Genomic DNA, 10,922 nt, shown 5'->3' on the forward strand with positions numbered 1-10,922 from the left:
GGGCCGAGCCGCCGGATCACTCCTCGCCGTAGCGCGGGTCCACGTTCTCCGGTGAGAGCCCGAGCAACTCCGCGACCTGCTCGACCACGACCTCGTGGACCAGCAGCGCCCGCTCGTCGCGGCCCTTGGCCCGGATCTCCACCGGCCGCCGGTAGACCACGATGCGGTTGCGCGGGCCCTTGCCCGAGGCGCCCGCGGTGATCAGCTGGCCGAGCGGGACGACGTCGGTGTCGGCCAGGTCCGGGGTGGGCGGCGGTACGTCCTGTACCGCGAACTCGACCTCCGCCAGCTGCGGCCAGCGGCGCTCCAGGCGTTCCGCGGCGTCCCGCACCAGGTCGTCGAAGGCGTCGGAACGGCTCACCGACAGCGGCACCTGCGGCGGCGCGAGTGGTCCGCGCATACCGCGCCCATGGCGGTCGCGCCGACGGGCCGCCCGCTCAGTGGGGGGCGGAACAGGGGTGTCCATCATGTCGAAGCGTAGCCGTCACCGTGCGGGGCATGGTGACGGCACGGTATTGGATCTCCCTACGGGCGCGGGACGTGGCGCCGGGAGCGGGTGGGGCTTCGCCCAGGCGGCTTACAACCGGTGTTATGTCGGGCAATGTGCGTTCGGGGTGCAAACGAGACCGCACGTATCCGCATCGCTGATCGTGCGACATACCACAATTGGCGCGATTTGCTCCGCCCGTTGACCGCCTCCGAAAGCGGCTCTGGCCATTGCTTGGGCCTGCCGTGCAGGTAGGACCGTACGTCACAAGATCGGGCGATCCCGGTGAACCGGGACGACACGAGCGGGTGAGGTCGTGGAGAGTCGTCGCGGCCCGCTCAAGAGTGCGGTACCGTCCAACGTCGTGAGCCCTGTACGTCGTTGTTCGCGCACCGCGTGCGGTCGTCCCGCCGTCGCGACGCTGACGTACGTCTACGCGGACTCGACGGCCGTCCTCGGCCCGCTCGCCACCTACGCCGAGCCGCACTGCTATGACCTGTGCTCCGAGCACTCCGCCCGGCTGACCGCCCCCCGCGGCTGGGAGGTCGTCCGGCTCGCCGTCGACTCCGGGCCCACCCGCCCCACCGGCGACGACCTCGAAGCATTGGCCAACGCCGTGCGGGAGGCGGCCCGCCCCCAGGACCGGCCGCGGGCCACCCGTGAGGGGGACCCCGTGGAGGTCGCCCGGCGCGGCCATCTGCGGGTGCTGCGCTCGCCCGAACCGTAGGCCAGCGGCACCCCGCCCCCACCGTTGGGGTGGGCGCCGCCCCCGGTTCACCGGACGTACGCCAAGGGCACTCAGTTTCGCCGGGTAGGTTGGGGGGCCAGTTGTCCACCCCCGTGCCGCGTCGCCCGGCGCTGTTGAACCTGGAGCCGCTGTGCCCGACCTGAGTCAGATCGTGAAGGCGTACGACGTCCGCGGTGTCGTCCCGGACCAGTGGGACGAGGAGCTCGCCGAGCTGTTCGGCGCGGCCTTCGCCACAGTGACGGGCGCCGACGCGATCGTCGTCGGCCACGACATGCGCCCGTCCTCCCCGGGCATGGCCCGCGCCTTCGCCGAGGGCGCCGCCTCCCGTGGCGCCGACGTCACCGAGATCGGGCTGTGCTCGACCGACCAGCTGTACTTCGCCTCCGGCGAGCTCGACCTGCCCGGCGCGATGTTCACCGCCAGCCACAACCCGGCCCAGTACAACGGCATCAAGATGTGCAAGGCGGGCGCCGCCCCCGTGGGCCAGGACACCGGCCTCGCCGAGATCCGCGAGCTGGCCGAGCAGTGGTTGGAGACCGGCCTGCCCGCCACCGACGCCACCCCGGGCACCATCACCCAGCGCGACGTGCTCGCCGACTACGCCGGATACCTGCGCCAGCTGGTCGACCTCAGCGGCATCCGCCGGCTGAAGGTCGCGGTCGACGCCGGAAACGGCATGGGCGGCCACACCGTGCCCACCGTCTTCGACGGCCTGCCCATCGACCTCACCCCGATGTACTTCGAGCTCGACGGCACCTTCCCCAACCACGAGGCCAACCCCCTCGACCCCAAGAACCTGGTCGACCTCCAGCACAAGGTCCGCGAGGTCGGCGCCGACATCGGCCTGGCCTTCGACGGCGACGCCGACCGCTGCTTCGTCATCGACGAGCGCGGCGAGCCGGTCTCCCCGTCCGCGATCACCGCCCTGGTCGCCGCCCGCGAACTGGCCAAGCACCCCGGCGAGACGATCATCCACAACCTGATCACCTCCTGGTCGGTGCCCGAGGTCGTCAAGGAGCACGGCGGCCAGGTGGTGCGCACCCGCGTCGGCCACTCCTTCATCAAGCAGGAGATGGCCCGCACCGGCGCGATCTTCGGCGGCGAGCACTCCGCGCACTACTACTTCCGGGACTTCTGGAAGGCCGACACCGGCATGCTCGCCGCGCTGCACGTCCTCGCCGCGCTCGGCGGCCAGCAGCGCCCGCTGTCCGAACTGGTCGCCGAGTACGACCGGTACGCCGCCTCCGGTGAGATCAACTCCACCGTCGCCGACCAGGCCGAGCGCACCGCCGCGGTGCGCGCCGCGTTCGACGGCCGCGAGGGGGTCTCCTTCGACGAACTGGACGGCCTGACCGTCACCGGCGGCGACTGGTGGTTCAACCTGCGCCCCTCCAACACCGAGCCGCTCCTCCGGCTCAACGTCGAGGCCCGGGACACCGCCACCGTCGAGCGGCTGCGCGACGAGGTCCTGGCGATCGTCCGCGCCTGAACCACCCGCTTGGCGGGGGTCCGGAGATCCCTCCCCGGACCCCCGCCGGACCCCTCCCGGCGGTACGCTGACCACGCCGTACCGACAACGGCGCGACCACCCCACGACCCGGCGGCCCGGTCGCCGCACCGGCCCGAACCGCCCTACCACCCATCACCCGCCGAAGAGGACACGCCCCCCATGCCGCTCGAAGCCAGCCTCCTGGAGATCCTCGCCTGCCCGGCCTGCCACGCCCCGCTCCGCCAGAGCGCCGCCGACGCCGCCGAGCCCGAGCTGATCTGCACCGGCGAGACCTGCGGCCTGGCCTACCCGGTACGGGACGACATCCCGGTGCTCCTCATCGACGAGGCCCGTCGCCCGGCATAACCGGACGCGACGGCACCAGGCCGGAGGACACGATGCTCGACGAGGCCCTGCTCGACAGTCCCGACGCCCTAGCCCGTGCGGACACCGGCGGGCTGCTGCCCAGCGTGGCCGCGGCAGGCGCCCGGGTGAGAACCGCCGCCCGGGCCGCGGCAGAGGCCGGGCTCGGCGAACTCAAGCCCGACGGCCGCCCGCGCACCCTCCTCATCGCCGGTCCCGGCTCGGCCCCCGGCCAGCTCGCCGACCTGCTCGGCGGCCTCGCCGCCTGCCCCGTCCTACCCCTCGCCCCCACCGGCAGCGCCCCCACCGCACAGGAACTGCGCTGGACGCTGCCCGGCTGGGCCGGACCGCTCGACCTGCTGCTGCTCACCACCGCCGACGGCACCGAACCGGGCCTGACCGGCCTCGTGGAGCAGGCCTACCGGCGCGGCTGCACGGTCGCCGGAGTCTCCCCGTCCGGGACCCCGCTGACCGGCGCGCTCCAGCAGGCGCACGGCCTGGCGCTGCCCTTCGCACCGCCGCCGTACCGCCCGACCGCCACCGAGGCCTACGACGCCGCCCACGGCACCGAACCGGACGTTCCACCGGATCCGGGAGCGTTCTGGGCGCTGCTCACCCCGCTGCTCTCGCTCGCCGACCGGATGGGGCTGCTGTCCGCCCCGCCGGACGTCGTGGCGGCCGTCGCCGACCGGCTCGACGCCGCCGCGGAACGCTTCGGCCCGGCCGCCGAGACCTACCGCAACCCGGCCAAGGCCCTCGCCGTCGAACTCGCCCACTCCCTACCGCTGGTGTGGAGCGAGGGCGCCACCGTCGCCCCGGCCGCCCGCCGCTTCGCCGCCGTCCTGACCTCACTGGCGGGCCGCCCGGCACTCGCGGCGGCACTGCCCGAGGCCATCGCCGAACACCGCGCGCTGCTCGACGGCACCCTGACCCCCGCCGGTGACGACCTCGACGACTTCTTCCGCGACCGCGTCGAGGAACCCGACGGACTACGGCTGCGGATCGTGCTGCTGCGCGAACCGGAGACCGAGCCCGCCACCGCGGCCGTCGAAGCGGCCAACGCCCACGGCACACCGCTCAGCGAGATCGACGCGGCCGACGGCAGCCCCGCCGAAACCCTCGCCGAACTTCTCGCCCTCACCGATTTCGCCGCCGTCTACCTGGCGCTCACCCCGGCTGAGGGATCATCGGCATGACGCCGCCGTGCGCCCGAAGGACGCACCCGACACGCACCGAATAGGAACACCTGACCGCATGGACCGCCTCGTCAACACCGTGCGCCCCTACGCCTGGGGCTCCACGACCGCCATCCCCGAACTGCTGGGCACCGAACCCACCGGTGAACCGCAGGCCGAACTGTGGATGGGCGCTCACCCCGGCGCGCCCTCACGACTCGACCGCGGCACCGGCCTGGCGCCGCTCAACGAGATCATCGACGCGGACCCGTACGGCGAACTCGGCAAGCCCGCCGTCGAACGCTTCGGCCCCCGGCTGCCGTTCCTCCTCAAGGTGCTGGCGGCCGGAGCCCCGCTGTCCGTCCAGGTGCACCCGGACCTTGAGCAGGCCAAGGCCGGATTCGCCGACGAGGAGGACCGCGGCGTCCCCATCGACGCACCGCACCGCAACTACAAGGACGCCAACCACAAGCCGGAGATGATCTGCGCGCTGACGCCCTTCGACGGGCTGTGCGGCTTCCGGCACCCCGCCGAGGCCGCCGAACTCCTCGAAGGCCTGGGCGTCAACTCCCTCAAGCCGTACGTGGACATCCTGCGCGCCCGCCCCGAGGACGAGGCACTGCGCGAGGTCCTCGCCGCCGTACTGGGCGCCGACCGCGAGGAGATGGCCGGGACCGTCGAGGAGGCCACCGAGGCCGCGGCCCGACTCGCCACCGAGGACGGCAGGTTCGCGGACGACTACGCCGCCTACGCGTCCGCCGCCGACCACTTCCCGGGCGACCCCGGCGTCATCGCCGCCATGCTGCTCAACCACGTACGCCTGCAGCCCGGCGAGGCGCTCTACCTCGGCGCCGGAGTGCCGCACGCCTACCTGGGCGGACTCGGTGTGGAGATCATGGCCAACTCCGACAACGTGCTGCGCTGCGGGCTCACCCCCAAGCACATCGACGTCCCCGAACTGATGCGCATCGTCCGCTTCGAGTCCGGCGACGCGGGCGTGCTGCGCCCGGAGGACAGCGGTGACGGCGAAGAGGTCTACGACACCCCGACCGACGAGTTCCGGCTCTCCCGCTACACCCTCGCCCCCGGCGGCCGCCCCCGCTCCCTCGGCGACCGCACCCCGCAGATCCTGCTGTGCACCGCGGGCGAGGTGACGCTGCACGGACCCGGCGACGCCCAACTCACCCTGGCACGCGGTGAGTCGGCGTTCGTCCCGGCCGACGAGCGGGTCACGCTCGACGGCGCGGGCACGGTCTTCCGCGCGACCGTCGTCGCCTGACGCCGGGTACGCCCCCGGCAGCTCTGGCGAGCAGCCGGGGGCGTCGCGCTACCGCACCTCCGACAGCACCCGCATGATCTCGGCACGGGTCGGCGCGGTCGCCAACCGCTCGCGGAAACCGGCGTCCATCAGCTTGCGGGACAGCAGCGCCAGTATTCGCAGATGCTCGTCCCCGGCCGCCGCCTCCGGCACCGAGATCATGAAGACGAGTTTCGCCTTCGTCCCGTCCAGGGCGCCCCACTCGATCCCCTCGCCGGACCGCGCGAACCCGACCACCGGCGCGGTCACCGCATCCGTCTTGGCATGCGGTATCGCGATCTCCTCGCCGAGACCCGTGGTCCCCTGCGCCTCCCGGGCCAGCGCGGCGGCCACCAGCGCGTCGACATCGGCGACCTTCCCGGTCTCCGCCAACAACCCGGCCATCTCCCGTATCGCGGACTCCTTGTCGCTCGCGGTCAGTTCCTCGCGCACGGTCCGCTCGGTCAGGTAGCCGGACAGTACCTCTGCCTCGGGCGGCGCGGCGACAGCCGTTGCGGCGGCGGGCGGTTCCTCGGCCAGGGAATCGGCAGGGCCCGGTGCGGTTGCCGGGGGCACGCTCGGTTCGGCGGTAGCCGGGGGCACGGCCACGGCGGTGGCCGCGCCCGGTTCTGCGGTGGTCGGGCCCTCGGCCACGGCGATGGGAGCCGCGCTGGTGGCGACGGGTTCAGCGGCGGGGGACTTCACCGTGGCGTCGACGGCCGTGGCCGTCGCGGTGACCGCGCCCGGGGCGACCGGCCCGGTGCCGGCCGGCGTGGACGCCGAACTCCCGGCACCGGCCAGGGCGGGCTCCGGGACCGCCACCGGCAGCGGATCGGTGGACGGCGCGGCGTCCCCGTGCTCCTCAAGCGAGACCAGGGACACCGTCGTCAACGCGGTCACCACCGTGCCGATCGCCACGGCGACGAAGAAGACCGGCACACCGCCGACCGCGCCGAGTACCGCCACGATCGGCCCGCCGTGCGGCACCGCGTCCTTCACACCGGCCATCCCCGCGACGGCACCGGCCACCGCGCCACCGAGCATGTTCGCCGGAATGACCTTCGCGGGCCGCGCGGCGGCGAACGGAATCGCACCCTCGGAGATGCCGAAGCAGCCCATGAACAGGGCGGCGATACCGGTCTCGCGCTCCTGGGCGGTGTACAGACGGCGCCGCACCAGCGTCGCCAGGCCCTGACCGAGCGGCATCACCGGGATCGCCGCCGCGCACATGCCCATGACCGTCTGGTTGCCGGAGGCGATCAGCCCGGCGCCGAACAGGAACGCCGTCTTGTTGACCGGGCCGCCCATGTCGAAGGCGATCATCAGGCCCAGGATCGCGCCCAGCACGATCGCACTGGACCCCGTCATCCCGCTGAGCCAGCTCGTCAGATGAGCGAACACCCACGAGATCGGCCTGCCGATGACATAGATGAAGAACAGACCCAGCGCGGTCGTGGCCACGATCGGGATCACGATGATCGGCATGATCGGCTGCACGAACTTCGGGACCCTGACCTTCTTGATCCACACCACCAGATAGCCGGCGAGGAACCCGGTGACAATCGCCCCGATGAAGCCGGCACCCGCCTTGGAGTCGTACAGCGCACCAGTGTTGGCTATCCAGCCGCCGATCATGCCCGGCACCAGCGCGGGCCGGTCACCGATCGCATAGGCGATGTAGCCGGACAGGATCGGCACCATCAACGTGAAGCCGATCGTGCCGACGTCGTTCACATGCGCCCAGAAGCTGCCCTTCGGGATGACCAGACCGCCCGACGGGTCCGGATGGCCGCCCAACGCCAACGAGACCGCCAACAGCAGACCGCCGACCACCACGAACGGGATCATGTAACTGACGCCGTTCATCAGCGCCTTGTACGTGACGCCGCGTTCCCCGCCGCGGCGGTCACCACCGGACGGCGCGCCGCCGTCGCCCGCGTGGACCGGCGCGCTGCGCACCCGTTCGATCAGCCGCTCCGGATGGCTGATGCCCTCGGAGACCCCGACACTGAGCACCCGCTTGCCGACGAAGCGACTGAGGTCGACGTCCTTGTCCGCCGCGACGATGATCCCGTCGGCGTGCCTGACATCGTTGTCAGTCAACACGTTCTCGGCGCCGATCGAACCCTGTGTCTCGACCTTCATCTCGACCCCGAGCGCCTCCGCGGCCTGCTGCAACTTCTCCGCGGCCATATAGGTGTGCGCGATGCCGGTGGGACAGGCGGTTATCGCGAGCAGCCTCAGCCCCTCGCGGGTCCCCGCGTCCTTGGGGGGATCGGCGGGCCTCGTCACGTCGTATCTCCTTCAGCCGTCCGTACGCGAGTGCCAAGAGTGTTCTCGCGTCGATCGCATCCTGCAACACGCTGGGAACAAAGCGAAAGTTGGCGAACGCCCTCGATATCACCAAGGACGAGCGTCGACCGAGACCGTGAACGCGCCCCGGACTTCCTCGACGGACTGGGGCCCGCTGGGCCGTTCGGTGTAGATTCGTCAGCGAAGCCAGACGTCGCTGCTGATGGCGGTCGGGCGGTCCCGAACGCGCGGACCGACCGAGGGAGAGAGGGCCTCCGACGGGCTGGGCTGCGGTACGAGGACCGGCACCCCCGGTCCTTTTCGGCGCGTCCGCCCGGACCCGCCGCACGGCCGCAGCGGACAGACCGATGCCCACCCTCGACCCGATCCGCGAGGAGCACACCGCATGACGTCGACCTCCACCAGCCCCGACTTCAAGGTTGCCGACCTTTCCCTGGCATCCTTCGGCCGCAAGGAGATCACGCTCGCCGAGCACGAGATGCCCGGCCTCATGGCGATCCGCAAGGAGTACGCCGAAGCCCAGCCGCTCGCCGGCGCCCGCATCACCGGCTCGCTGCACATGACCGTGCAGACCGCCGTCCTCATCGAGACCCTGGTCGCGCTGGGCGCCGAGGTCCGCTGGGCCTCCTGCAACATCTTCTCCACCCAGGACCACGCCGCCGCGGCCATCGCCGTCGGCCCCAACGGCACGCCGGACAACCCCCAGGGCGTCCCGGTCTTCGCGTGGAAGGGCGAGACCCTGGAGGAGTACTGGTGGTGCACGGAACAGGCCCTGACCTGGCCGAACAGCCCCACCGGCGGCCCCAACATGATCCTGGACGACGGCGGTGACGCCACCCTGCTCGTCCACAAGGGCGTCGAGTTCGAGAAGGCCGGATCGGCCCCCGACCCGTCCACCGCGGACAACGACGAGTACCGCATCATCCTGCAGCTGCTCAACCGCACCCTCGCCGAGAACCCCAACAAGTGGACCCGGCTCGCCTCGGAGATCCGCGGCGTCACCGAGGAGACCACAACCGGCGTCCACCGCCTCTACGAGATGCAGCAGGCGGGCTCGCTGCTCTTCCCGGCGATCAACGTCAACGACGCGGTCACCAAGTCCAAGTTCGACAACAAGTACGGCTGCCGCCACTCCCTGATCGACGGCATCAACCGTGCCACCGACGTCCTCATCGGGGGCAAGGTAGCCGTCGTCTGCGGCTACGGCGATGTCGGCAAGGGCTGCGCCGAGTCGCTGCGCGGCCAGGGCGCCCGCGTCATCATCACCGAGATCGACCCGATCTGCGCCCTGCAGGCCGCCATGGACGGCTACCAGGTCACCACCCTGGACGAGGTCGTCGAGATCGCCGACATCTTCGTCACCACCACCGGCAACCGGGACATCATCATGGCCAGTGACATGGCCAAGATGAAGCACCAGGCCATCGTCGGAAACATCGGCCACTTCGACAACGAGATCGACATGGCGGGGCTCGCCAACATCCCCGGCATCGTCAAGACCGAGGTCAAGCCCCAGGTCCACACCTGGACCTTCCCCGACGGCAAGACCCTGATCGTGCTGTCCGAAGGCCGCCTGCTCAACCTGGGCAACGCCACCGGTCACCCCTCGTTCGTGATGTCCAACAGCTTCGCGAACCAGACCATCGCCCAGATCGAGCTGTTCACCAAGCCCCAGGCCTACCCCACCGGCGTCTACGTGCTCCCCAAGCACCTGGACGAGAAGGTGGCCCGCCTCCACCTCGACGCCCTCGGCGTCAAGCTCACCACCCTGCGCCCCGAGCAGGCCGCCTACATCGGCGTCCCGGTCGAGGGCCCGTACAAGCCGGACCACTACCGCTACTGATCCGGCCAACGCCGCCCGGACCAGCCGGCCGCGGATCCAGCGCACCAATGATCCGCAGGCCGACCACCCGGTCAGCACCGATGCACCGAGCGCGGGCCCCCGTCGGTACTCCCGGCGGGGGCCTCGCCCTTCGGAGAACCGAAAGCCCCCACCATGCCCCGCGGTCGCTACTCGTTCTACGACACGCACGATCACACCCCCCTCGGCGAAGAGGACTTCCACTGCGCCACCGGTACCTCCGGCTGGCGCTACACCGCCCGCACCACCACGCCGAACGGCCAGGAAGCGGGATCCGTCGACCTCACGATCGACGACCTCGGCCGACCCATCCGGCTCGAACTCCATGCGGGCGGATGGCAGGTACGCGGCGCCGCACTGGACGGCGTGACCTGGGTCCGTACCGACCCAACCGGCGAACACGCCCAGGAGGGAAACGCCGCCGCCCACGCCTTCACCGGGGCGTCCCCTGCCTTCCTGGTCGCCACCGCGCGGCTACTGCGCCTCTCCCTGGGCGCCCCCGCGACCCGCGTCCGGCTCGTCGCACTCACCTCCCCCGTCCTCGCGCCCCGGACCCTCGACCAGTCCTGGGCCTTGAAGGACAGGACAGCACACGCCACTGACAACGGCCCGCTGGTCGTGGAGGAGTACCAGGTCAGCGACCTGCAGACCGGCGAGCAGAGCACGGTCCACCTCGCGGGGGACGTCGTGCTCGCCGCCCCCGGCATCGAGCTGGAGAACCTGGAGAGCCCGCCTTCCACGTTCGGGTGACGGTCGCGCTGCCGGGCGATGGCCGGCCGGTGGCCGCACGATGTGCAAACAGCCCGGCTGACCTGCTAGTCTTCAGCACGCCTCGCAAAACCCGTTGACACGGGTGGAGGGGGGAGGTAGAGTCTAACGGTTGTCACGAAGTAGACATACGAGTGGCGGTCCGGGTAGTCTCTACCCCGCTTCAAGGAATTGGATCCGAGAAGCACCGCAACACCCCTTCCGAATTACTAACGGAAATGCGAACGCCGATTGGCTCGGCGGAAAGCGGATCTGGTAGTGTCGGAGACACCGGAAAGCGAAAGCCAGAAGGTGAATCCCGCCAGCGGGAATCGGGTCCGAAAAGATCTGATAAGCTGGAGAAACCGAAGGGAAAGCCCGGAGGGACCGGTGAGACGGTCTCGAAGGAAGCTTCCGTTCCTTGAGAACTCAACAGCGTGCC

Annotated in this window: 9 protein-coding genes; 7 read left to right on the plus strand and 2 right to left on the minus strand. The window is 71.1% G+C overall.

The genetic code is table 11. From position 1 onward, the window contains the following. Positions 1-16: 16 nt before the first annotated feature. Complete coding sequence (locus P3G67_RS32080; protein ID WP_276096644.1) at positions 17-466, minus strand: metallopeptidase family protein; 450 nt, start codon at positions 464-466, stop codon at positions 17-19. Between the two features lie 337 nt (positions 467-803). Here P3G67_RS32080 and P3G67_RS32085 point away from each other — a divergent pair, with 337 nt between their 5' ends. From P3G67_RS32085 to manA, 5 genes are all read left to right on the plus strand, one after another. Continuing rightward, positions 804-1,214 carry a DUF3499 domain-containing protein gene (locus P3G67_RS32085; protein WP_276096634.1) on the plus strand — a complete coding sequence of 137 codons (411 nt, stop codon included), beginning with the start codon at positions 804-806 and terminating at the stop codon, positions 1,212-1,214. Positions 1,215-1,365: 151 nt separating this feature from the next. Beyond that, positions 1,366-2,724 carry a phosphomannomutase/phosphoglucomutase gene (locus tag P3G67_RS32090; RefSeq protein ID WP_269855815.1) on the plus strand — a complete coding sequence of 453 codons (1,359 nt, stop codon included), beginning with the start codon at positions 1,366-1,368 and terminating at the stop codon, positions 2,722-2,724. A gap of 180 nt (positions 2,725-2,904) precedes the next feature. Beyond that, positions 2,905-3,090, plus strand: a complete 186-nt coding sequence (locus P3G67_RS32095) for a Trm112 family protein (protein ID WP_269855816.1) — start codon at positions 2,905-2,907, stop codon at positions 3,088-3,090. 32 nt (positions 3,091-3,122) lie between these two features. Further along, positions 3,123-4,283 carry an SIS domain-containing protein gene (locus P3G67_RS32100; protein ID WP_276096635.1) on the plus strand — a complete coding sequence of 387 codons (1,161 nt, stop codon included), beginning with the start codon at positions 3,123-3,125 and terminating at the stop codon, positions 4,281-4,283. 58 nt (positions 4,284-4,341) lie between these two features. Next, entirely contained in the window at positions 4,342-5,541 is a 1,200-nt protein-coding gene (gene manA / locus P3G67_RS32105; protein WP_276096636.1) for a mannose-6-phosphate isomerase, class I, read from the plus strand. A 48-nt stretch (positions 5,542-5,589) separates the two neighbouring features. On the opposite strand, the gene P3G67_RS32110 is transcribed toward manA, so the two are convergent. Then, complete coding sequence (locus P3G67_RS32110; protein WP_276096637.1) at positions 5,590-7,851, minus strand: fructose-specific PTS transporter subunit EIIC; 2,262 nt, start codon at positions 7,849-7,851, stop codon at positions 5,590-5,592. Positions 7,852-8,257: 406 nt separating this feature from the next. On the opposite strand from P3G67_RS32110, the gene ahcY reads away from it, so the two are divergent. Next, entirely contained in the window at positions 8,258-9,715 is a 1,458-nt protein-coding gene (ahcY, locus tag P3G67_RS32115; RefSeq protein WP_269855820.1) for an adenosylhomocysteinase, read from the plus strand. A 153-nt stretch (positions 9,716-9,868) separates the two neighbouring features. Further along, positions 9,869-10,483: a hypothetical protein gene (locus P3G67_RS32120; RefSeq protein ID WP_276096638.1), complete on the plus strand. Its 615-nt coding sequence runs from the start codon at positions 9,869-9,871 to the stop codon at positions 10,481-10,483. Positions 10,484-10,922 lie beyond the last annotated feature (439 nt).

Origin of the sequence: Streptomyces silvisoli, from assembly GCF_029269905.1 — a bacterium.
Taxonomy (GTDB): domain Bacteria; phylum Actinomycetota; class Actinomycetes; order Streptomycetales; family Streptomycetaceae; genus Streptantibioticus_A; species Streptantibioticus_A silvisoli_A.

Bases quoted from the DNA above. Each gene is read 5' to 3' on its own strand.
- P3G67_RS32080 (WP_276096644.1), bottom strand. From the start codon at position 466: ATGGACACCCCTGTTCCGCCCCCCACTGAGCGGGCGGCCCGTCGGCGC.
- P3G67_RS32095 (WP_269855816.1), top strand. From the start codon at position 2,905: ATGCCGCTCGAAGCCAGCCTCCTGGAGATCCTCGCCTGCCCGGCCTGC.
- P3G67_RS32100 (WP_276096635.1), top strand. From the start codon at position 3,123: ATGCTCGACGAGGCCCTGCTCGACAGTCCCGACGCCCTAGCCCGTGCG.
- manA (WP_276096636.1), top strand. From the start codon at position 4,342: ATGGACCGCCTCGTCAACACCGTGCGCCCCTACGCCTGGGGCTCCACG.
- ahcY (WP_269855820.1), top strand. From the start codon at position 8,258: ATGACGTCGACCTCCACCAGCCCCGACTTCAAGGTTGCCGACCTTTCC.
- P3G67_RS32120 (WP_276096638.1), top strand. From the start codon at position 9,869: ATGCCCCGCGGTCGCTACTCGTTCTACGACACGCACGATCACACCCCC.